This is a genomic window from Candidatus Pantoea deserta, from assembly GCF_003813865.1.
GTDB classification, from domain to species: Bacteria; Pseudomonadota; Gammaproteobacteria; order Enterobacterales; family Enterobacteriaceae; genus Pantoea; species Pantoea deserta.
The window spans coordinates 13,148-35,644 of record NZ_RMVG01000025.1; the positions used below are offsets into that span (position 1 = coordinate 13,148).

General features: G+C 52.8%; 17 protein-coding genes. 6 read left to right on the plus strand and 11 right to left on the minus strand.

The features are described 5' to 3' along the window. Positions 1-199: 199 nt before the first annotated feature. The 3 genes from BBB56_RS21295 to BBB56_RS21305 form a co-directional block, all read right to left on the minus strand. On the minus strand, positions 200-676 hold the full coding sequence (locus BBB56_RS21295; RefSeq protein ID WP_123802925.1) for a nuclear transport factor 2 family protein: 477 nt from the start codon (positions 674-676) through the stop codon (positions 200-202). A gap of 58 nt (positions 677-734) precedes the next feature. Continuing rightward, complete coding sequence (locus BBB56_RS21300) at positions 735-1,301, minus strand: TetR/AcrR family transcriptional regulator (RefSeq protein ID WP_123802926.1); 567 nt, start codon at positions 1,299-1,301, stop codon at positions 735-737. A gap of 683 nt (positions 1,302-1,984) precedes the next feature. After that, positions 1,985-2,887, minus strand: a complete 903-nt coding sequence (locus BBB56_RS21305) for a LysR family transcriptional regulator (RefSeq protein WP_123802927.1) — start codon at positions 2,885-2,887, stop codon at positions 1,985-1,987. A gap of 123 nt (positions 2,888-3,010) precedes the next feature. On the opposite strand from BBB56_RS21305, the gene BBB56_RS21310 reads away from it, so the two are divergent. Further along, entirely contained in the window at positions 3,011-4,402 is a 1,392-nt protein-coding gene (locus tag BBB56_RS21310) for an MFS transporter (RefSeq protein WP_123802928.1), read from the plus strand. A gap of 345 nt (positions 4,403-4,747) precedes the next feature. Here BBB56_RS21310 and BBB56_RS21315 read toward each other — a convergent pair whose 3' ends face one another. Both BBB56_RS21315 and BBB56_RS21325 read right to left on the minus strand, forming a co-directional pair. Further along, positions 4,748-5,629 (minus strand): hypothetical protein, encoded by an 882-nt coding sequence (locus BBB56_RS21315; RefSeq protein WP_123802929.1) that lies wholly within the window; start codon positions 5,627-5,629, stop codon positions 4,748-4,750. Between the two features lie 699 nt (positions 5,630-6,328). Then, positions 6,329-7,291 carry a sensor domain-containing diguanylate cyclase gene (locus tag BBB56_RS21325; protein WP_123802930.1) on the minus strand — a complete coding sequence of 321 codons (963 nt, stop codon included), beginning with the start codon at positions 7,289-7,291 and terminating at the stop codon, positions 6,329-6,331. Between the two features lie 203 nt (positions 7,292-7,494). Between BBB56_RS21325 and BBB56_RS21330 the strand changes: the two genes are divergently transcribed. Continuing rightward, entirely contained in the window at positions 7,495-7,890 is a 396-nt protein-coding gene (locus BBB56_RS21330; RefSeq protein ID WP_123802931.1) for a VOC family protein, read from the plus strand. Positions 7,891-8,082: 192 nt separating this feature from the next. Here the strand turns inward: BBB56_RS21330 and BBB56_RS21335 are convergent, their stop codons facing one another. The 4 genes from BBB56_RS21335 to BBB56_RS21350 form a co-directional block, all read right to left on the minus strand. Beyond that, a complete protein-coding gene (locus tag BBB56_RS21335; protein WP_123802932.1) occupies positions 8,083-9,000 on the minus strand; it encodes a substrate-binding domain-containing protein in 918 nt (305 codons plus the stop codon). An 84-nt stretch (positions 9,001-9,084) separates the two neighbouring features. After that, the gene (locus BBB56_RS21340; protein WP_123802933.1) at positions 9,085-9,864 is read right to left on the minus strand and encodes a TIM barrel protein; all 780 of its coding nucleotides are present in this window, start codon (positions 9,862-9,864) and stop codon (positions 9,085-9,087) included. Continuing rightward, a complete protein-coding gene (locus BBB56_RS21345) occupies positions 9,864-10,877 on the minus strand; it encodes a Gfo/Idh/MocA family oxidoreductase (RefSeq protein ID WP_123802934.1) in 1,014 nt (337 codons plus the stop codon). The genes BBB56_RS21340 and BBB56_RS21345 overlap by 1 nt, the downstream gene beginning before the upstream one ends. Before the next feature lie 12 nt (positions 10,878-10,889). Then, positions 10,890-12,338, minus strand: coding sequence for a sugar porter family MFS transporter (locus BBB56_RS21350; RefSeq protein ID WP_123802935.1), 1,449 nt, complete (start codon positions 12,336-12,338; stop codon positions 10,890-10,892). 187 nt (positions 12,339-12,525) lie between these two features. Here BBB56_RS21350 and BBB56_RS21355 point away from each other — a divergent pair, with 187 nt between their 5' ends. Beyond that, positions 12,526-14,487 carry a sigma-54-dependent Fis family transcriptional regulator gene (locus tag BBB56_RS21355; RefSeq protein WP_123802936.1) on the plus strand — a complete coding sequence of 654 codons (1,962 nt, stop codon included), beginning with the start codon at positions 12,526-12,528 and terminating at the stop codon, positions 14,485-14,487. Between the two features lie 128 nt (positions 14,488-14,615). Then, the gene (locus tag BBB56_RS21360; protein WP_123802937.1) at positions 14,616-15,269 is read left to right on the plus strand and encodes a LysE family translocator; all 654 of its coding nucleotides are present in this window, start codon (positions 14,616-14,618) and stop codon (positions 15,267-15,269) included. Between the two features lie 154 nt (positions 15,270-15,423). Here the strand turns inward: BBB56_RS21360 and BBB56_RS21365 are convergent, their stop codons facing one another. Then, entirely contained in the window at positions 15,424-15,873 is a 450-nt protein-coding gene (locus BBB56_RS21365; protein ID WP_123802938.1) for an NUDIX hydrolase, read from the minus strand. A 749-nt stretch (positions 15,874-16,622) separates the two neighbouring features. Between BBB56_RS21365 and BBB56_RS21370 the strand changes: the two genes are divergently transcribed. After that, positions 16,623-17,810 (plus strand): autotransporter strand-loop-strand O-heptosyltransferase, encoded by a 1,188-nt coding sequence (locus tag BBB56_RS21370; protein ID WP_370661873.1) that lies wholly within the window; start codon positions 16,623-16,625, stop codon positions 17,808-17,810. A 59-nt stretch (positions 17,811-17,869) separates the two neighbouring features. Then, positions 17,870-21,085, plus strand: a complete 3,216-nt coding sequence (locus BBB56_RS21375) for an AIDA repeat-containing protein (protein ID WP_123802955.1) — start codon at positions 17,870-17,872, stop codon at positions 21,083-21,085. Positions 21,086-21,246: 161 nt separating this feature from the next. On the opposite strand, the gene BBB56_RS21380 is transcribed toward BBB56_RS21375, so the two are convergent. After that, complete coding sequence (locus BBB56_RS21380; protein ID WP_123802940.1) at positions 21,247-22,482, minus strand: metal-dependent hydrolase family protein; 1,236 nt, start codon at positions 22,480-22,482, stop codon at positions 21,247-21,249. Positions 22,483-22,497: the final 15 nt, after the last annotated feature.

The following is a 22,497-nucleotide window of genomic DNA, read 5'->3' on the forward strand; positions in this document are numbered from 1 at the left end:
GGGCCGAGTTAATTCCAGGGCTATTAAATAGCGCGCAACTCAAAAAACGTTCTGTCTGCCATATATCCGTTTCAGGAAGATCGCGCACCTGCAAAACAGTAAAGACTCCCAGCCTCATCCAGCTCCCTTTTTTTTCTCGGCTGGTTGAGATAAGCCCCGGCCAGGAGAGTCGCTACGGGTCTCACGCGGGATAACTGATTTACAGACCCAGGTCGGACAGGCCGGGATGATCGTCCGGACGACGACCCAGCGGCCAAAAGTATTTACGCTCACTCTCTTTGATGGGCATGTCGTTGATACATGCAAAGCGACGCTCCATCAAACCATCAGCGCCAAACTCCCAGTTTTCGTTACCGTAAGAGCGGAACCAGTTACCGGAGTCATCGTGCCATTCGTAAGCGTAGCGGACGGCGATGCGATTACCGCCAAATGCCCACAGCTCTTTAATGAGGCGGTACTCATGTTCTTTTTTCCACTTACGGTCAAGGAAGCGTTGTGCCTCTTCACGGTTAGTTGCGAACTCGGTGCGGTTACGCCATTGAGTATCCAGCGAGTAAGCCAGCGCGACTTTTGCAGCATCACGGGTGTTCCAGCCATCTTCAGCCAGGCGCACTTTCTCAATTGCCGTTTCCAGCGTGAAAGGAGGCAGTGGCGGACGTACTTGCGAATCGGTCATAATAAAACTCCTGTAAATTCTGGTTTATGAGTAAAAGCAGTTTGTTGATACTCAGGCCTCAGGAGGCCTGTTGCAGCAAAATCTCCGCCACTTCGCGTGCGTTGTCGGAGGCGCTCCAGTCGCCCATCACGTATGCCGTGGTGATCGCGCCCTCGATCAGAATCAGCAGCTGTCTGGCCAAAACCGCCGGGTGCTCAATGTTCAGCTGTTCGCTAAGTTCAAGGACGTAATCCAGCAATTTCTGCTTATGAATTTTCGCTATCTGGCGAACGGGATCGTCAGGGTCCCCTACTTCTCCGGCTGTATTGATAAACGCACAGCCACGAAAGCCTTCTGACTCAAACCAGCTTCTGAGTACAGTGAACATGTTCAGAATGCGCTCCTGAGGCGTTTCGCCTTTATCGGATTCGCTTCTGAACCAGTGCATCCACCGTTCGTCACGCTCAGTCAGTGCGGCTGCGGCTACGTTCTCCTTATTCGCAAAATGGTGATAAATACTTTTCCTTGCCACGCCTGAGCTCTTCACCAGCAGGTCCATGCCCATGGCATGTATCCCGTTCTGATAAATAAGCTGCTCAGCAGTTTTCAGGATCTTTTCTCGTGTATCTGTTGGCTTCTTGTTCATGCGCTTAAAGGTAGAACGATCGTTCTACCTGGTCAACTGTTTTTGCGAAATGAATTTATGGGTATAAAAAGGAATTGACCTGACCGGTTGATAAAGAAGGTTTTTTGAACCGAAAAGCATTGAGAAGCCTTCACTGTAGGTCATGAGTCAGAGACAGAATAAGGCTCACGCGAAAGCGCCTGAGGCAGGAAGGAGAGCTATGTCTAACCTGAGTGACCGGCTGTCAGAAGCGCTGAAAGGTGATGAGTGAGAGTTTTATGCATTAACTCATTTAGCCATTAAATGTCTGCTGTTCGCGCAAAGTGGACTCTGCGCCAGGGTTAGTCCGCGGCGTGCCCGAAGCGGACATTAATGGATGCCAGGATGGTTTGAGACGGTGATAAGTTTCTCTGCACAGAAAACTTTTCTTACCTGATAATCATACTGATGGCCTGACGGAAGCACATAAACCTTTTTCAGGACTGGCTGAGAAGCTTTTGGAAAAGTGTCATTATTGACTGTCCCTTGTCGCGAGGGGGAGCCACTTTCCCTTGCGGTGGCAAAAAGGGGATGATTCATATTTTCGATTCTACTTCTGGCAAACTCCAGCCGCATAGTCTCACGCGTGCCGGAGACAGTCCCGTGCGCCTTAAAACTCTCGTGATAACAGTGCAATTTACTTCGTTGCCAGGGGACGGAACAGGCTACCCTATCCGACACACCTCTAAAATTTTCTCTCGAAGCCAGCGGTGCGCGGGATCCTTTTCCATTCTGGGGTGCCACATCTGCGACACCACAATGTTCCGGGTTTTGAAGGGCAACTCAAAGACATGCAAATTTTCAGTCATTCGTTGGTTGCGCAAGTACAGCGCGGGAACCATGGCGATAAGGTCGGAGGCCAGTGCAACGGATAACGCAGTCGGAAAGCCTGGGACCACACTCACCACTTTGCGCGTGGCGCCTGACGCCGCCAGGGCATCATCGACAAAACCATGTAGCGCCCCGTCGGGTGACGCCACCACATGTCCCCAGGCAATATAATCTTCAACGCTTATTTCCGGCAGTGACGCCAGCGGATGCTCCTTGCGCACCGCGCCAGTAAAGCGATCCTGAAAGAGTCTCTGCACCCGAATTTCTGGCCCCATATTGCTCTGGACGCCAATCTCCAGGTCAACCAAACCCTCTCGAAGATAACGAGACGTTTTTTCAGGTTTGGGTGCAAAGCGTATGCAGATACCTGGGGCCGCTTCGGCCACGGCGGCAATGAGCAGTGGGCCAAATGCCACGACAAAACCATCATTAGCCCTGATGGTGAACAGCCGTTCGAGGTTTTCCACCCTGAGCGTCCCGGAAGAGGGCTGAAGTACCGCCCTCGCCTCATTGACCGCGTTTCTGGCACGATCCCGGGTTGCTTCAGCCCAGGGGGTAAGCACCATGTTACGTCCTGCTCGCACCAGAATGGGATCCCCTGTCACCTCACGTAGCCTGCTGAGTGTGCGGCTCATCGCTGAGGTACTCAGATTTAAGCGTCGAGCCGCCCCCGCAACGCTGGCTTCTGCCAGCAAAAAGTCGAGCGCGACGAGCAAGTTAAAATCAGGGTCGGACATTTAGGTTCCTGTTAAGAATTCAGATATGGCGTCAAACGCAATTATAGAGTGCAAATGCTGCGCCTTCCGCCTTGCCCCGCTGCTGATTATATTTTTCTTATTCCTCCTTTCACAGGCATAAAGATGACAACGTTATTTTCAAATCAGCCGGGCGATGAAGGTCTGCCAGGACAAGAGCGTGCACGCGTCATGGCCGCCGTGATGACCACGACGCTGATGGGCGTGTTTGACGGCACGATGATCAACATCGCCCTGCCACCCATGGCAAAAGCGATGCAGGTTCCGGCGAATGTCTCGGTCTGGTTCGCCAACGGTTACCTGCTCTCCGCCGCCATGACATTGGCCATCTTCGCTGCGCTGGCAGTACGCGTCGGTTACCGACCCGTGTTTCTTTCAGGCCTCACCGTCTTTACGCTCAGTTCACTGGGTTGTGCGCTGGCCAGTACCCCGGAGATGCTCATCGGAATGCGCATCATGCAGGGGGTCGGCGGCGCAGCCACCCTGAGCATTGCTCCGGCGATACTGCGTTCTGTTTTCCCAGGGCGATTGCTTGGCCGTATTCTTGGGCTACATGCCCTGCTCATTGCTTCAGGCTCGGCCATAGCGCCTGTACTTGGCGGCACAGTACTCGACATAATGAGCTGGAAGTGGTTGTTCGCCATAAACGTGCTCCCTGGCACCGTTTCCCTGTTGCTGGTATTCAGATCGCTGCCACGAAAACCGGCGTCCGACAGAACGCCGTTCGATACGCCAGGAGCTGTGCTTTCTGCATTACTTTTAGGCTCAATGGTGATGGCGGCAAACAGCTTCTCCTCAGACCATCACATCAGCGTCGAGGCTATCAGCTGGAGTCTGCTCGCGATGTTCAGCGCCGTAACATTTATCTGGCAGATCCGCCGGGTAAAGCATCCTTTATTACCACCCGTGATATTCAAAAATGGACGCTTTACCCTGGCCGCTTTAACTTCGCTGGCTTGTTTTGTGAGCCAGGGAATTACCTTTATTGCGCTGCCATTTCTGTTTCAGAGCATGTATGGCTACAGCCCTGTAGTTTCGGCGTTACTCTTTACGCCATGGCCGATCGGCATTGTGTTGATAGCTCCTCATGCGGGCCGCTGGGCCGACATATTTTCAGCGCCTCTGATTTCTACCGTTGGGTTAGCTCTTTTTGTTGTAGGTTTGATTTTGCTGGCCACGCTACCCGCCAGCCCTACGGTATGGGATATCTGTTTACGTAGCCTGTGGTGCGGCATCGGATTTGGTTGTTTCCAGAGCCCTAACAACCGGGAGATGCTCTCTAACGTATCCCGCGACTATGCCAGCTACGCATCAGGCGTATTGTCTATCGTCCGGACGTTCGGTCAGTGCCTCGGTGCGGCTGTCATGGGAGCACTGCTGGCAATAAATGAATTACAGGCTGTGCATTATGCTCTGTGGATTGCTGTCGTCGCTTCTGCGGCATCAGTGGTGTTAAGCGTGAGCCGGTTAGGTAAAACAGGCCTGGCGGCAGCCTGAACTCGCGCGCTCATTCTGTCTTGTCGCTGCGATGGCGAATGGATGGCACGCAGCTAAGGCATTTTATAGAGTTAGTTATGCTGACCGTAGAGCCGCCTGTAACAATGGCTTTTTCTTCCTGCACGAAGTTAATGAGGAAGTCAGTTCCCGTAAAGGACATTAACCTGATTTCGGTCCGCTTTGTGCCGGGGGCGGATATAGCGGACATCATGATGTATTAATCAACGGGGATCAGGCCATTCGACCAGGCTATGCTGGGGTGGTTCAGTTCAGAATCTGGATGAAATAAAGGATCCAGATTTGGCCCCAATACTATTTTGGCTACTTATGTAGCAGGTGAAATGGTCAGTTCCAGTATTCATATTTCGCCGTCATTACGGCGTTATGTTTGTGCACATACTGTTTACCTGTACGATCGGTTGGGGTGATCGTGATATCCATATTGGCACGAGTACATTCTCCATGTGAGTTCCACTCCTCGCAGGTGGCCAGGTTTTTTTCGATGGTGAAATACGTCTGGGTCTTATTCAGTGTCAACTCACGGCCCTCGTTATCATAGCCATACTCTTCTATGGTTGAGGGTGATTGAGTCTTGAGCAGCCGATGATTGACATCATAACTATATACAACTGTATTATTATCTATCGCCATACTTCCTTTGCTCGCCGCGCTTGCCAGTAGTCCTGATGAATTGAAGGCGTAGTCGATTGTGCTGACTGCGATTTTGTCTTTATCTTCCGGTTTTGTGGCCGCGATAACCGAACGACTAACCGCACGGCTGATAATTCCTTTATCGTTAAGCTGATAGATTCTCTCAAGAGTCTGCCGATATACCTGCGTGGTTTTCTGACTGTTTTTATCGGCCATGACCCCGTTTGAGTCCAGCTGGATGCGCCAGCCAAATTCCGTTTTATTCAACTGGACTTCAGAGGTTGCCGTGAAAACTGTTTTTTGGCCTAAGGAGGTTTTAACCTCTTCCATACGGCCGCTAGTTAGCTCACCACATTGACTGAAGTTGCTTTGAACCGATGTGCGGAGATACCCATCAGGACTATCAGTAGTGATTGATACAGATTTGGGAATTCCAGTTCTTATCTGCTGGCTCACAAGGATGAAGTTGTTCAGCTTGTTTTTAGCCAGGATTTCCGCAGTGCATTGTGCTGCATAAGTCTGAAATGTGCAGAGGGATAAGAGAGTAGTAAATACTTTTTTATTATTGAATGACACTATTTGTTGTCCTCATGAACAAATCAATTATCCAGACTTGATTAGTTGGCGAAGTTTTGTTTCATTTGCTACTTCTGATCTATAAAAAAACGAACAATCTTCGCGTGATTCAGTTACTTTTGGATCACAAAAACTTGAAAGCATTGTACGTTACCTGGGTATTGAGGTCGATGATGCCCTGAAGATATCAGGGTCGATTGAGGTTTAACTTATAAGGGCTGCAACAGCAGCCTTGGGCCAGACGCGGACATAACTAACATAGCGGTATGTTAATCAACAGGGTACAGGTCAGAAAGCAAAATTATGAAGCATGAGCTATGGACAAACGAAGAGGATTTAGATTTGTTTTGTCTTGCCGGTCCACAGGGAGAGTCTGCTCGTAAATGCTGGATCCGGACTACAGATTAGTGTGGACATGTGACGCAGATTCCCATCTCGAAGCAATGAACAAATATTACGCGTTTCGTAACTGGGGAGAATATCAAACTAATTTTTCTGAACAGGATAGCAAGACCTACCAGGAAATGGGATGGGAGTAAAAAGCACAACACCCATAACATAGTCGCTCAGTTTTCTGATGTTTCCGCGACGTCCGCTTTTCGCTCTAAGCGGACATCAGATTACACATATGTCTCTTTGGTATCTCAGGATGCGTTCGGTTTTCCCTGCTCAGCAGCATACCCGCCTGGGATGGCACCTTTAACTGACCGAATTCTTCCTGCGCTTTTCCGAATACATCACGGTGTCGCTCTCTTTGATCATTTCCATAAGCGAGCCATATGTCCCGGCGCTACTGCTTAAAATTCCGTATGAGTAGTTGATGTTGTAAGGCTTACCTGAATGTTCGTTATAGGCATTCATGCTGTCGCGCAGTTTATCCTGAAAAACCCCTGCTTGATTGCCATCGGCAATCAGAATAGCAAACTCGTCACCGCCAATCCGGCCGGCCACGTCTTCCGGACCCTGCAACTGACGCAGCCGGTCAGCAAACACTTTCAGCACCTCGTCACCTTCAGCATGCCCCCAGATGTCGTTGATAGGTTTGAACTTATCAAGGTCAAAATAGAGGATGCTGAAAGGCGTCCTGTTCTGCTGAAGCTCCCGGAACCGCTTTTCACCGATGTTATAAAAACCGCGCCGGTTACGAAGCTCCGTGAGGCTGTCAGTCATCGCCATATTGATGACTTCAAATTCGTCTTCAACGATGGACGCAATATCCTTCATCACCGCGATATCGTCATCACTGAAATTGCGAGGCTCATTGCCAGCTAGGCATAATGTCCCGGCCACTGCCCCATCCGGCAGACGGACCGGATAGCCCGCATAAAACCGGATAAAGGGTTCCTGCGTTACCAGCGGATTATCGCTGAAACGTTCATCCTGACGCGCATCATTCAGAATCAGCGGCTCATCCTGCAAAATTGCATGTGCGCAAAAAGATATATCGCGCTTCAGTTCGCGTCCGCTCAGCCCCTGACAGGCAAGCGCCCACTGCCGCTCACGGTCGATCAGGTTAATCACGGCTATCGGCACCTGAAATAATTTCTGGCTGATGCGCGTCAGCCTTTCAAAGCGCTCATCATCCCTGGTATCAAGCAGGTCTATCATATAAATCGACTTCAGACGGTCTTCTTCATTCTCTGGTAAGCCTGGGAGTTTCATCTCTACCTCAACATTATCTGATGACACCAATATAATCAGGGATGTGATTGTTTATTATCAATATTGCCTTCTTCTCCTGATCGTCCATTCAGGATTAAACACTCTCGTTGAGCGCTCCAAACTATCATTTCTCTCTTTAGCATTGAACCAAAGGTCTCAGAAAGAGATGTTATAGTAAATAATGATAAAAAAGGGTGATGATTATGGCATTGCAGCATATGAGAATAGCCAGACCTGTCAGCGCGCTCAGCAAAAGCTGTGAAATGTACTGTAACGGGCTTGGGTTAGAAAAAATCGGTGCTTTTACAGACCACGATGGATTCAGCGGATGCATGTTAGGGATGGATGGCTTGTCCTGGCACCTTGAGTTTACCCAGTGCCATGATCATCCGGTGCTACCTTCACCCACAAATGAAGATCTCCTGGTTCTGTACATTCCTGAGAAAGATAGCTGGCGCACCACCTGTGAAAATATGGATAATGCTGGCTTCGCCAGAGTTAAATCATTCAATCCCTACTGGGACCGTAATGGCATTACTTTTGAGGACAGGGATGGATACAGGGTTGTTATCCAAAACATGCACTGGGGCAAGCTATGAGTTCAGTGCGTGTCCGGAATGTTATGTTCAGCAGAGTGAAGAAACTCAGTCGCAATCAGTTAAGCGCCCGCTTCTCGCTCAAAGCGGACAGTAGGTACCCATCCGACGGCCTGGTTCCAGAGCGGGCGTAGTTTGGGTTACCCCGCTCCGATGCGTAAAATTAACAGTTCATGTTCTCTGCACAGACCATTCTTACTTACTAGCAGAAAACGCCGCGTAATTCTCAGGCGTAATAAGCTGGTAAGGAATCCAGCTGAACGCCTGAACTTTCTGCTTATCCAGCAGTGATTTGGTTACCTTCACCGCACCGGTGGCCTGCCCTCTGGCGTCCTGGAAAATGGTCAGCGCCATTTTGCCATTTTTAATAAACTGCTGACCGTCTGGCGTTCCGTCGATGCCGGCAACGAAAATTTTTTCATTCTTCGCCTGATTCAACGCCATAATCGCACCGATTGCCATCTCATCGTTATTCGCGGCGATCGCGTCAACGGGGCGCTGATTAAGCAGCCAGCCTGAGACCACGTCCACGGCTTCATTGCGCTGCCACTTAGCAGATTGCTTCTCAACGACCTTCATATCTTTATATTTGGCGATCACCGCTTCGACTGCGCGCGTGCGTTCGCGCGCTTCCTCATTCGACAATGCGCCCATCAAAATGGCCACGTTGCCTTTGTAGTGCATCTTTTTTGCCAGTGCTTCCATCTGCATCTCGCCACCCAGCGCAGAGTCTGAACCGACGTACGCCATGCCAGCGGGCAGCTTCACTTCGGGTTTGCGGTTAACAAAAATCAGGGGAATAGCGGCGTTTTTTGCCGCATTGATCATCGGCAACACGCCCTGAGTATCGACAGGATTGAGGATAATGGCGTCAACGCCCTGATTGATAAAGTCATCCACCTGCTGCGCCTGAAGGGCAACATCCCCTTTCGCATCAACAAACTGCCCGTTGAGCTGATTCGCTTTAAGTTCCTTCTGCATCTGGGTACGCAGGATAGAGACAAAATTGAGATCGAAGTTAGCCAGCGCCACGCCAACGGTGAAAGTTTTGGCGCTGACGCTAACGCTGAGCAGCAGGGAGCACAGACATAAAAAGAGGTTTCTGATGTTCATGATGTAATCCTGTAGGGTCGAGGCCGTTATGGTTTTAGAGGTTTTTTAACGTCGGGCAACAGGCAAATACCCGACGTACAACCTTTACAACGTAAAATGCTCGCGGAACTGCTGAAGCGCCGCCGTGCTGTCACCACTGGCCCAGCCCTCCATGGCGACAGTGCCACGGTAATCCATTTCCTGTAGCGCACGGGCAATGGCGCGATAGTTAATCTCTCCCGTTCCCGGCTGCTGGCGTCCCGGCACATCGGCAACCTGAATTTCCCCAATCGCCTTACCACAGCGCCGCAGCAGTTCAATCAGATTGCCTTCACCAATTTGTGCGTGGTAAAGATCCAGATTCATCTTCAGCCCCGGGCTGTTGACCGCTTCCACCAGCGCCAGCGTATCGGCCGCCAGGGCAAAAGGTGTACCGGGATGATCGACCGGCAGGTTAAGGTTCTCAAGGGTGAAAACCCGCCCGGCACCTTCACCGAGCTGCGCTACCTGGCGCAGCGTATCGGCGGCTTTCAGCCACATTGCGCCGGTCACTGTCGTCACGGGTTTGACCGGCAGACCTCGCTCATCAAGGCCCGTGCCGTGCAGATTGAGTACCGGACAGTTGAGCCGTGCAGCCACTGACAGCGACGCTTCAGCGCTTTGCAGCAGCGGCTGGATCTCCGCATCGTCGGTGAGATTGCCGCTCAGATAACCGGTCATTGAGGTAAAGCGCGCGCCGGTCGCCGCCAGCGCATCGATATCCTTGTTGGCCCAGCCCCAGATTTCAACGCCAAAACCCAGATCGTGAATGCGTTTTACACGCTCGATAAACGGCAGTTCAAGAAACACCATTTCAGCGCATACGGAGAGTTGATAACTGGCCATCAGCGACCTCCCAGCTTAACGGGCTGGCTGCACTTAACGGACTCGATGCAGGCCAGCGCGATTTCCAGCGCATTACGCGCGTCTTTACCGGTCGCGCGCGGTGTCTCACCGCTGCGAATACAGTGGGCAAATTCGGTCATTTCCGCCACATAGGCGTCGCGCAGTAAATCTGAATCGAGCCGCGAAGTCTCGACTGCTATACCGCTGGAGGTATAGCGCACGCAGTGATTGGCATTGATGTGGCCCGCCTGTAGCATGCCTTTGCTGCCAAAAACCTCGCCGCGTACGTCATAGCCATACACCGCCTGAAAGTTCGCTTCGGCAGTCGCGATAGCACCGTTATCAAAGCGAATCGTCACGACAGCGGTATCCAGCAGCCCTTTATCCCTGAAATCGGGTCGTACCAGGGCATCGGCCAGCGCATAAACCTCAACCGGCTTCGCGCCGTGATTGAAGTGCAGCAGCGTGTCAAAATCGTGAATGAGCGTTTCGAGGAAAATGGTCCATTGCGGAATGGGCGCCGGATCGTGCAGACCAGGGTCGCGCGTGACCGAGCGGCTGAGCTGGGTGGCGCCGTTCTCGCCGTTTTTCACGGCTGCAATCGCCGCCGCAAACCCGGAGTCAAAGCGACGATTGAAGCCCACCTGTAACACCACGCCCGCCTTTCTTGCGGCGGCAATGGCGCTATCCGCCTCCTCCAGCGTAACGGCCATGGGTTTCTCGCAAAATACATGTTTACCGGCATTGGCAGCGGCAATTACCCATTCGGCATGGGTACGAGCCGGGGCAGCGATGGCAATGGCATCAATCTCTGCATCCTGGAGAAGCGCATGCAAATCGCTGTACGCCTTGCTGACGCCCAGCCGGGTAGCCAGTTTTTCTGCTGCGCCCGGAAAGGGATCGGCGACTGCCGCCAGGGTAGCGCCGGGCACGCGATACGCCAGGTTTTCGGCATGAAAGCTGCCCATGCGGCCTGCGCCGATTAATCCTACACGCACTGTTTGCTGGTTCATAAAAACTCCTTGTTATTTCGCTTTCGCCCACGTTGGCGAGGACGGTTGTTGATCAGATCGCTGCGCCTCCGCGGCGAAACGACGAGATTTGGAAAGCATCAGCGGCTCGATATGCTCAAGAGAAATGCCCCGGGTTTCCGGTAAAAATCGGCGGACAAACCAGAACGCCACCAGACACCCTACCGCGCACAACATCAGCGGGAAGGCGCCGTGAAAGTGATCCATCAGCACCCGGCTGCGGTTCATCATTGGGAAGCTCTGGGTAACGATAAAATTCGCGAGGTACATTGAGGCAAACGCAAAGCCCATCGCCACGGCGCGGATACGGTTGGGAAAGATTTCCGAGATCAGCAGCCAGGCGCCAAGGCTCCACGACAGGCCAAAGATCAGGACAAAGGCCACCAGACCCACCACCGGCAGAATCCCGCCCGCCTCGGTGATAAACGCCCAGGCGGTAAACGCCAGGCAGAGCGCACACCCCAGCGCCCCCCAGCGCAACAGCGGCGTCCGCCCTGTGCGGTCGATAGTGCTCAGGCAAACGGCCACGCCGGCCAGCAGCGCCAGGCCAAGGAAAATGCTCTGGAACAGCGATGCCTGGGTACTGGCGGTGATGTTTTGCAGCAGCGAGGGCGCGTAATAGAGAAGAATGTTGATACCGGAGACCTGCTGCAAAATGGCGATGGCGCAGCCAACCAGCAGGATATAACGGGCGCGCGCATCCCGCAGAACGCCACGCTGGCTGGGAGAGGCAGTGTCATACTGATTTGCCGTCATGATCTCCTGTAGCAGTCTTTCAGCGTGCTGCGCATTCGACAGATGGGTCAGCACCTCGCGGGCGCGCTCTGTTTTGCCCTTCAGCGCCAGCCAGCGCGGTGACTCCGGCATAAACGGAACCAGCAGCAGAAACAGCGCGCAGGGCACCACGCCAGAGGCCAGCATCCAGCGCCAGCCTTCGCTGACTATCCACTGATGCGACATACCGCGCGCGATAAGGTAGTTAACGATATAGACCGTCACCTGTCCGCCGACCATCAGCATCTGCTGCAGGCCGAGCATACGCCCGCGCCAGTCTTTCGGGGAGACTTCGGCGATATATAACGGTGTAACCGCTGAGGCCATACCTACCGCCAGCCCCCCCACCAGCCGCCAGATAACAAAATCAGTCAGGGAACTTGCCAGCGCCGCGCCCACAGCTGACAGCACAAACAGTAAGGCGGTAATAATCAGCGTGGATTTGCGGCCTATGCGATCTGAAATAAAGCCAACACACCATGCGCCAGCGATGCAGCCGAGAATGACATTAGACACCGCCCAGCCGCTCTCCCACGGTGTTAAGGCCATGTGTTCAGTGAGCGGCTCGATTACGCCTGAAATCACCGAAGCGTCATAACCCAGAATCACACCGCTGAGCGAGGCAATTGAACAGATAAAGAAGATCAGGCGTAAATTATGTTTGCGCATAACGACTTATTTCCCTTGGTTCGTCCGGTTTGCATAGCTGCTTTACCTTTTGCAAAGGCGATGCCAACCAAAAAAGAGGGAAAGTTGTGAGCGTCTGCACAGTGTCACATCACAAATCGGCAACAAAATTTACATGTCAACTTTGCATGTTCATAAAATGGACATTTAATTCAGCTGAGGGTGACCGGTGAACCAGCCATTGTTGTTGAGAGATGAGAGCGATGCCATTTTCAGCCTGCCGGAAAGGGCTGAAGCTGACAGCTGGGATACGCTGTTATGGCAGAGCTGGCAGTGTTTTGTGCAGGGTGAACAGCCGCCAACACTGCGGCACAGCATTCTGAAGTCATGGCAGCGTTCTCAACAGCGGGCTATCGATCCACACAGCTTTATCTATACGGCTCCGCCAGCGAGTGAACTGACCGCTATCCTTGAACACAACGCCGAACTGATTCTGGTAGCGCGCAGCATTATGGAAAATCTGCTGGCCTATAATCCGGACGGCCACATTAATCTCACCGACGCGCAGGGGGTAACGCTGCATTTTTGTGGCGTCGATTTGACACCGGTCGGCAGTATCCTGCGTGAAGAAGTGCTGGGGACTAACTGCACGGCGCGATGCCTGATTGAGCAGCGGCTGGTATATGTGCTGAGCGGCGAGAACTGGAAGATCGATTTACGCAAACGTCGCCGGCAGTGTGCGGCGGCACCGGTACGCGATGCCAGCGGCAAGTTGATCGGCGTGCTGACCCTGACCGCGACGCCGGAGAACTTCAATGCACATACCCTGGGAACGGTGCAGGCGGCGGCGGAGGCAGTCGGGCAGCAATTGACGCTGCGACGCTTGCTGGCTGAGCAGCAGTCAATCCTGGAAACGTTGAATGAAGGGGTGATCGTTTATGATAAACAGGGTCACATCAAAACCCTGAATCGTTATGCGCGGCAGATCTTCAGCGGGCTTGATCCGCAGGATACGCCGATTGACGAACTGCTGAAGCCGCAAGGTGGATCGCTACTGACTATGCCGTTCTGTAATGACCGTGAGATGCAGTTTATGCCAGACGGCCTGGCTCCCCTCTCCTGCCTGATCTCTCTGATGCCCGCGCCAGATGGCGGCCGCGTCCTTTCTTTGCGTGAAAACCAGCGTATCCGCGCCATTACGCGCAGGGTAATGGGGGTAAGCGCCAGTTATACCTTTGAGATGATTCGCGGCCATGCGCCGCGTCTACACCAGGCGATTCAGAAAGCCCGCGCCAGCAGCCGAACCGACAGCACAGTGCTGCTTAGCGGCGAAAGCGGAACTGGCAAAGAGCTTTTTGCTCAGGCAATCCATAACGCCAGCCCGCGTCAGCAGGAAGCGTTTATTGCTCTTAACTGTGGCGCCTTACCGCGCGATCTGGTCCAGAGTGAACTGTTTGGCTATGCAGACGGTGCCTTCACCGGTTCACGTCGGGGAGGTTCAGCAGGCAAGTTTGAACTGGCTGACGGTGGCACTCTTTTCCTCGACGAAATCGGTGAGATGCCGCTCGAAGCACAAACCAGCCTGCTGCGAGTGCTGCAAGAGGGCGAAGTGCTGCGCATCGGCGCGGCGCAACCAGTGAAAGTCAATGTGCGCATTATTGCGGCAACCCATTGCAATTTGCTCGACGCAGTGGAGAAGGGAGCATTTCGGCGCGACCTCTATTATCGTCTGAATGTGATTTCACTGGAAATCCCCCCGCTGCGTAACCGTCGTGAGGACATTCCAGAACTCGTCAACACCTTCATTCAGGCGCTTTGCGCGCGTTTGAAGCGTATTCCGCCCGTAGTCACTCCGGACGCTATGGCGGGTTTGCAATCCTGGGAGTGGCCAGGCAATGTGCGCGAGCTGGAAAATGTAGTCGAGCGCATGATTAATTTGTGCGAAGGATTAGAGATTACCCGTGCCGACTTGCCCGAATCGCTGCAGGCGCCGTTATCAGAAAATGGAGATGAGGATATGCCTCCTTCACTGCAAAATCTGGAACGCACGCATATTTTGCGGGTGATAGATGAACAACAGGGAAATCTGCGTCAGTCGGCGCAACGACTTGGTATTTCACGAACGGCGCTATATAACAAACTCAATGCCTGGAAAATCGATTACCGTGCTTTCAGAAAAAGCGCCCTGTGAAAGCAGTGAAAATCTGACTGATATAGCCTTTGTTGTGTGCAAGGAGCGGACATTGCATTGCGTTCCGCTTTAAGCGCTAATCAGAGTGAGTTAACGTAGCAGGGTTATTTTTTTCGGACGCAATGATCATGCCTTCTGTCGAAACATTTATCACTTTCCTTATCGCCCTGACTCTTCTGGAGATTTCTCCCGGTCCTGACATGATGCTGACCATCGCCAGAGGAGTCGGTCAGGGAAGGCGCATTGCTCTTCTTACCGTACTGGGAAACGTCTTTGTGGCGGGTCTTGTGCAAGTTTCTTTTCTGGTTCTGGGACTGGTGAGCGTCGTTCATGCCTGGCCGGTTGCGTTAGATCTTCTGAGGTGGGCTGGAGCGGCGTATCTAATTTGGCTGGGTATAAAGATGATTGCTACTTCAGGCACAGATACACGGGTGCGAAAAACTGCAAAAATCTCTGACTGGAATGCAGTCAAGGAAGGCGCGCTGAACAGCCTGACTAACCCAAAATCCCTGCTGTTCATGTTTGCTTTTCTTCCTCAGTTTGTCGATCCAGTTGCGGGTCCCGTCTGGATGCAGTTGCTGGTTCTGGGCAGTATTCAAAAGCTGGCTGGCATTGTCTCCTTAGGCTCAGTTGCAATGGCATCAGGAACATTTGGAAACTGGTTGAGCAAACACCCGGCCTTTATCAAATGGCAGGAACGATTCACAGGATTAGTGATGGTTGGACTCGGTATTCGCATGCTTTTCAGCGGGTCTGGAATTATACCGAAACCCGGCAAGTAGGTTTTCCGCAAAAAGATATGCACAAGGTCCGCTGTTCGCTCAGAGCGGACCTTGCCGAGCGTGCATTTCCGCTCCGTGCCAGCAGCGAACAAGAAGGTGTTATCAGCTTTATCCACCCGATCTCAGGAGTGCCATAATTCAATGCATTCAAAGGTTAGATAAGGTTTCCGCAGAGTATGTCAATGATCAAATCGTGGGGAAAGATAGTTTGGTTAGTATTACTAAGCTCTTCTAATGTCCACCAGTAATGATTTTGAATAACGCCCTTTTCCTTCTCACTCCATCCTGAGCAGTCAATATCTGTCTTTTCCGCATGGATTATAAAAAAACGCTCTTCAGCAAGAACGGTCTCCCCATCAGGCAACTGCATGGGGAAGGTTCGGGATGCCACCGCCGCTCCAGCAGAATCTCTTTTTAGCCCGGTTTCTTCCTGTAACTCCCGTAGTGCGGCCTGTTCAAAGGATTCATTCAATTCAAGCCCACCGCCAGGCGTTGCCCAGTATGACATGCCGATTAAGGCATCATTTTTATGTGAAAAATTAAATAACAAAACATTGTTTTCAGGCGAAAGAATGATTAACCGGGATGATGGGCGAGTACGCATAAAGTTTCCTTCTGATACAGCTTAATGCTGATTTCCGTCCCGCTATTTAAACATACATAGCCGCCTGAATCGTTCAGGCCCTCAATATCAATGATGACGTTTAGTTTGTTGAGCGTCCGTTCCTCGCTCATAGCGGACATAGGCCTGCACGTCTGTCCGCTTCGTGCCATAAGCGGAAGTAGCTAACTTAAAGCCATGTTTATCTTGAAAGCGTATGTTGGCGGATGTGTTTATGTTATCGGTTTGTAGTGCGATATATAATTCAAAATGGGGAGTGCGACTAAGAGTGACTCTTGAGAGAACAAACTGAATTAAGTAACGCTTAGGTACTCTACCCTTTACTAAGCCTTATCACTTCTTTTTTCCGAAGCTGAACAGAGTCTTTATCAACCTCCTCAATTTCAGCCATTTATCAAAATTTCACACCAGACATTCCCCCTTTAAACGGGTTCCTGCCCCCTGCACATCCCAGCTGTCTTCACCTGTGTGCAGCCGAAAGTCCTCGACCTGATGATTAGTTTTTCTTTCACTCTAAATAAATCTTCGACGTTTCCAATAACCACTCGCATGTGAAAACAAATAAGAGAATTCTTATTTTTAAGGCATGGGGCATCGATGATTCAGCACACTTTAAGCCGGGCATTTTCTTTGTTCCCGGTTTCTGAACTTTACGCTCAGCGCTTTCGGAGTCAGTTATGACTGGAAACCCGCCAGACGTAATCGTGAGTAATGCTATCCCGACGAACAGTATTCAGACTGTACCCTATCCTTTCGTCAGCGCACCTGCTCTCCCAAGCCTGGAAGGCCCCGCCGGCATTCGTTATGACTTCAATGATGGTGCGCGTGTCCTGCTGCCGGAAGGACGCTGGCGCGTGGCGCTCATCGATGAGGAGTCGGGCAATCTACTGTTTCACTGTGAAACCGGCGCAGGCTGGGTGACATCGGCAAAAAAATATTTTATCCGCTTTCGCATTCAGGTTTGGCGTGCCGGCGAGTCCTTCCCTTTACTTAATGAGGTGCTGACGCTTAAAGATCGGCACGTTCTGATTTCGTTTCCGGTAGGCACTCTGGGTGATTTGCTTGGCTGGTTCCACTACGCCGAACGCTTTCGCATCGCGCACGGATGCAGGCTGGAATGCAGCATGGCGCCGGACATTATCACCCTCTTTGAAAGTCAGTACCCTGACATTCGCTTTACAGCCCCTACCGACGCGCTGCAAGCCCCCTATGCCACCTACCGCATCGGGCTTTTTTTTGGCGGAAACGATACGCATCAGCCGGTCGACTTCCGCCAGACCGGATTCCACCGGATCGCCGGATACATTCTTGGAGTTGATCATCGCGAAGAAGCGCCGCGCCTGGATCTCAGTGCCTCGCGAACCATAGACGAGCCATACGTCTGCATTGGCGTGCAGTCCACCTGCCAGGCCAAGTTCTGGAACAACGGACGCGGCTGGGCCGAGGTAGTGACCCATCTCAAAACGCTGGGCTATCGCGTCCTCTGCATCGATCGGGATTCCACCACCGGACGTGGCCACGTCTGGAACCACATCCCCTATGGCGCTGAGGACTTCACCGGCGACCTTCCATTGCAGGAGCGGGTGGATCTGCTTAAACACGCCAGCTTCTTTATCGGCCTTGCGAGCGGCCTTTCCTGGCTTGCCTGGGCCGCACAAATCCCCGTCGTGCTTATCAGCGGCTTTAGCCTCCCCGGCGCTGAATTTTATACCCCCTGGCGGGTATTCAGCAGCCATGGCTGCAGCGGCTGCTGGGACAGCATGCACGAAAAATTCGATCACCAGGACTATTTCTGGTGCCCCCGGCACAAGGGAACTGAACGACAGTTCGAATGCACCCGACTTATCACCGGGAAACAGGTAAATAGCGTGATTGACCGTCTCGATGCGCAGATCCGCGGAAATAAAAACATTCACTGAAATACCCGCGCGTAAATCGAATTTTTTCGCAGGGAAACAACTTTTATAAGAGGCAGGGCATGAATAAGGCATACAGAATTGTCTGGAGCGCGGCACGTCAGGCGTGGGTAGTGGCTTGCGAACGCGCCGGATGCGGCGGGCGTCCTCCGGTGGCCGTGAAGCGGATCGCTGGCACGCTTTTACTGCTGGGGATGGCAGGTTCGGCAGCCGCCACAACATACGATGGCACCACCGTATCCGGCTCCATACTTTCACTGAACAACGGTGATGTCGCCAACAACGTTTCTGTTATCAGCGGCGGTAATCTGAATGTGAACAATGGCGGCCTGGTAACCAGCAGCAACGTTGGCAATGGCGTTGGCCTCTCCAACATTGTCGTTTCCAGCGGAGGCAATGCTGTATCAACCACCGTTAACTCTTCCGGACGGCAATACATCAACAGCGGCGGTAGCGCAACCTCTACAGTCCTGAACGGCGGTTCCGAAATTGTTTATGTCGGCGCAAATGTGTCAGGCTCCACGGTTAACAGCCGCTCACAGCAGGAAGTTTATGGAGAAGTGACGTCGACTACTGTCAACAGTGGTGGTGCCCTGATGGTATTAGGCGGAACCTCACATTTTACTCATGTGAACTCAAGCGGTATTGAATACGTCCTGAGCGGTTCGAGTGACTCCGCGTTAATTGATAACTGGGGCAACCAGATCGTTTATGCCGGTGCCAGTGCGGTTTCTGCCACAGTGGCAGGCGGTACACAGCAGGTAAACGGGACCGCAAGTGATACCACCGTGAAGGCAGGCGGCGTTCAGTACGTGAACAGCGGCGGCTCCTCCACCGATACGCAGATTGAAGCAAATGCTTCGCAGGGCATTTACGGTACGGCAACATCCACCCAGGTTAATTCGGGAGGATCACAGTATGTGTACAGTGGTGGTTCAGCCAGCCTCAGCATGGTACATAATTCAGGGTACATGCTTATCTTTGGGGGTGGTTCAGCTTCAAATGCAATCATTGATTCGGGTGCAACACTCAATACTTACGCAGGGGCAACTGCAACCGGGTTAGTTGTCAGTTCCGGAGGCAGTCTTGTTACCAATACAGGCGCCACGCTGGACGGCACCAACGCGCTGGGTGCATTTTCAATCAGCGCAGGCCATGCAAAAAACCTGCTGCTGGAAAACAACGGCTCGCTGATCGTGAACGCTACCGATTCTTCAGAAAACACGGTCATCAATCAGGGCGGTGTTGAGTACGTATTGGGTAGCGCAACAGGAACTGTGGTAAACCAGTATGGCATTCAACGGGTTAATGCGGGTGGCACCGCTACCGGCACCACCGTGAATGCGGGTGGTGAGCAGGATGTTTTCGGGACCGCTATCTCGACCACAGTTAATTCAGGCGGCTTGCTCGCCGTCTATGACGGCGGTGTTGCCTCCCAGGCAATGATCAATAGTGGTGGATCACTGTCAGTGAACAGCGGCGGAACTGCAACAGACGCGACCGTCCAGGCGGGGGGATTGCTGAACATTACCGATGGTGCCGTATTGACGCTTGCGGATAATCATTTCGTGAACAACGGTACGACCACCTACGACACCACCAGCAACATGGCGTTAAACACGAATCTTTCCGGCACAGGTGAACTTACCAAAAACGGCAGCGGCACGCTGACGCTCGGAGGCACCCTTTCTCAGTCGCAGGTCAACCTGAACGCCGGTTCGCTTATCATGGATGGACTTGATGCCACTACGGACGTGATAGCGCTTTCCGGCACCTCGCTCTCTCTGGTTAACAGTGCCAGCCTGACCGGCATCATCGACCCGACAGACGTGACCATTGACAGCAGCAGTACCTGGAACATGACGGGCGACTCGCTGGTGGACACGTTAACAAATGCCGGCAGCATCGTCTTTGCCGCGCCTACGGGAACCTTCACCCCTCATACGCTGACCGTAACCAACCTCGTCGGCAACGGCGGGACCATCACACTGAATACGGTTGCCGGCGACAGTAGCTCACCTGCCGATAAACTAATTATCGACGGCGGGCAAGCAACGGGTACTACAGGCTTACGAGTACTGAACCGGGGTGGGCTGGGTGCTCAAACGACAGGCAATGGCATCACTCTCGTTAGTGCCATTAACGGCGCGACTACGGACACTAACGCTTTCAACCTTAGCCAACCGCTTGTGGCGGGAGCCTATTCATACAGCCTCTATCGTAACGCCGACCAGAGTTGGTATCTGACCTCTCAATTGACGACAACAGATACTCAGGAACCAGCCGAAGAGGACACTGGAACGGCTACACCGGTTCGCAATACGGTTAACTATCGCGACGGGATGTGGAGCTATGCCGCCCTGCCATCACTTTCTCTGGACTATGACCGGCTTGTTGCAGGCACCGCAGACACGCGCTTCCATTATGCCAAAGACAGCCGCATGTGGGGTCGTGTCGTTGCCGGACAGCTGCGTCACGGTGACCACGGCAACCTGACCGGTGGAGGTGTGCCTGAAAGCAGCGGCGCATACAGCTTCCTGCAGATTGGCGGCGACCTCTGGCAGTTTGCGGGATCGCGCGCAGACTGGCGAGCGGGTGTTTATGGTGCAACAGGTCTGATGCGCAATGACGTCTGGCGCGATGGTGGGAGTAAAGAGGCAGGTACGGACAGAGACACCGTATATACGGGAGGAGCCTATCTTTCAGGTCTGACACAGGACGGGCTGCGCCTGGATGGACTGCTGCAGGTAAGCCACCACAGCATTTCAACGGCTTCTAATGACGGCACGCGCTCTTCAACATCTGGTACGGGCTGGCTGGCATCGGCTCAGGCTGGACAGGCGTTCACCCTTAGCCCCGCTCTGTCCCTTGAGCCACAGCTGATGTATACCGTTCAGGGGATAAGTCTTGATGATGCACATGACGAAGCCGCATCTCTTGACTGGTCTGACAGTCACCGACAGTCGGTTCAGGCCGGCCTGAAAGTAGGCACGCCAGCAAATTATAAAGCTAAAGTTCAGTGGTGGGTCACGCCAGCGTTAACACAATCGTTTGGCGGTCACAGCAGTGTGTCAGCGTCCGTACAGGGTGTTTCAGACTCAACGGCATCATTCCGTACAAATTTCTCTGGTACCAGCGTTGGATTAAACGGCGGCATTAACGGCCAGATACGCGACAATGTGATACTCGGCGTTCAGGCTGGGTGGTCTGAGGGACTGCATGGCAGCGAGTCGGGCGGTTTCTACGGTCTAGTGAATCTGGGTTATTCCTTCCGTTAAAACACAATAAAAATACCGGGCTGAAAATGCCCGGTATGTCTCCTGTGTGCCAGAAGCGGACGTTGTGACATACTTGATCAACGCAGTCCTGTTTACATGGCAGATTTGACAAGTCTCCGAAAAAACCAGGGTTTCCCCTGGTTTTTCAGGTTACATTCAGCTCAAATTAACTCTTTCTTTTCCCAGAAGCCGTCTTTAATAATCCCAATAATGCCTTCTCCTTGTCCGCTCAGAATACCAATGTTTTCCAAGGGGTTTTCTTCAAGAATGAGCAGGTCGGCAATCGCCCCTTCTGCCACAATGCCGAGCTTACCTTCCATATTCAGTATCTCGGCACCGATGACCGTCGCCTGCCGCAGCGTTTCAGCATTTCCCAGTACTTCTGCTCTGATGCGCAGCTCATCGCTCTGATACGGGTGCATCTCACCCAGCAAATCGGTACCAAATCCCATTTTAACGCCGTGCTTTTTGAGAATTTCCAGCGCTTTGAGTCCCTGAAGCCTGACGACTTCATTTTTAACCAGCGCCGGTTCGGGCACCCCCGTTTCACGGCCCACCTTGCTCATGGCATCATAAATGACCAGGGTGGGCACCGCATACGCACCGTGTTCGGCCATAACTGCGGCGGCCTGGTCATCAATCAGGTTGCCGTGCTCAATGGTGCGTACGCCCAGACGCACGATGCGCTCAATCGCTTTCGCCGTGTAGGCGTGCGCCATAACGTAGGTCTGGTGCGACTCAGCCTCTTCCACAATGGCCCTGATTTCATCTACTGAGAACTGCAGGTTGCCGATGGGATCGGTGGGAGACCCCACACCACCGGATGCCATAATCTTTATCTGGTGCGCCCCGCTACGCATCTCCTCGCGTACCGCCTTTCTGACCGCATCAACCCCGTCCACAATACGTCCAATAGCACCGATATGCTGGCTGCACTGGCAGACCTCCGGTTCGCGGTTGTCGTAGCGGTCGCGGAAGTCTCCGTGACCGCCGGTCTGGGACAGAGCCTTGCCGCAGATAAACAGGCGCGGTCCGCTGATAAGGCGCTGCTCAATGGCCTGTGACAGGGCATAAGGCGCGCCACCGGCGTCACGCGCCGTCGTAAAGCCGCGCATCAGCATGCCTTTCAGAATAGGAACCGAGTTCAGCACCGCAAACGTGTCCGGCAACTGTCCGTTTTTGGCGAGGCCTGCAACGGATGAGATAGCATGTATATGACAGTCGATCATGCCAGGCATAACGTAGCGGCCATTTACATCAACGGTTTCGGCATCGCCGGTCTGAATGGGCTCCCGGCTGATGCGTTTGATGAGCTGACCTTCGATAAGGATGGAATACAGCGCGTCATCATTTTCATGGTTTACGTCATAAATTCGGGCATTTTTTAAAAGCAGCATTTTCTGTCCTTTTGA

Bases quoted from the DNA above. Each gene is read 5' to 3' on its own strand.
- BBB56_RS21310 (WP_123802928.1), top strand. From the start codon at position 3,011: ATGACAACGTTATTTTCAAATCAGCCGGGCGATGAAGGTCTGCCAGGA.
- BBB56_RS21380 (WP_123802940.1), bottom strand. From the start codon at position 22,482: ATGCTGCTTTTAAAAAATGCCCGAATTTATGACGTAAACCATGAAAAT.
- BBB56_RS21300 (WP_123802926.1), bottom strand. From the start codon at position 1,301: ATGAACAAGAAGCCAACAGATACACGAGAAAAGATCCTGAAAACTGCT.
- BBB56_RS21325 (WP_123802930.1), bottom strand. From the start codon at position 7,291: ATGAAACTCCCAGGCTTACCAGAGAATGAAGAAGACCGTCTGAAGTCG.
- BBB56_RS21375 (WP_123802955.1), top strand. From the start codon at position 17,870: ATGAATAAGGCATACAGAATTGTCTGGAGCGCGGCACGTCAGGCGTGG.
- BBB56_RS21330 (WP_123802931.1), top strand. From the start codon at position 7,495: ATGGCATTGCAGCATATGAGAATAGCCAGACCTGTCAGCGCGCTCAGC.
- BBB56_RS21345 (WP_123802934.1), bottom strand. From the start codon at position 10,877: ATGAACCAGCAAACAGTGCGTGTAGGATTAATCGGCGCAGGCCGCATG.
- BBB56_RS21365 (WP_123802938.1), bottom strand. From the start codon at position 15,873: ATGCGTACTCGCCCATCATCCCGGTTAATCATTCTTTCGCCTGAAAAC.
- BBB56_RS21350 (WP_123802935.1), bottom strand. From the start codon at position 12,338: ATGCGCAAACATAATTTACGCCTGATCTTCTTTATCTGTTCAATTGCC.
- BBB56_RS21305 (WP_123802927.1), bottom strand. From the start codon at position 2,887: ATGTCCGACCCTGATTTTAACTTGCTCGTCGCGCTCGACTTTTTGCTG.
- BBB56_RS21335 (WP_123802932.1), bottom strand. From the start codon at position 9,000: ATGAACATCAGAAACCTCTTTTTATGTCTGTGCTCCCTGCTGCTCAGC.
- BBB56_RS21360 (WP_123802937.1), top strand. From the start codon at position 14,616: ATGCCTTCTGTCGAAACATTTATCACTTTCCTTATCGCCCTGACTCTT.
- BBB56_RS21340 (WP_123802933.1), bottom strand. From the start codon at position 9,864: ATGGCCAGTTATCAACTCTCCGTATGCGCTGAAATGGTGTTTCTTGAA.
- BBB56_RS21295 (WP_123802925.1), bottom strand. From the start codon at position 676: ATGACCGATTCGCAAGTACGTCCGCCACTGCCTCCTTTCACGCTGGAA.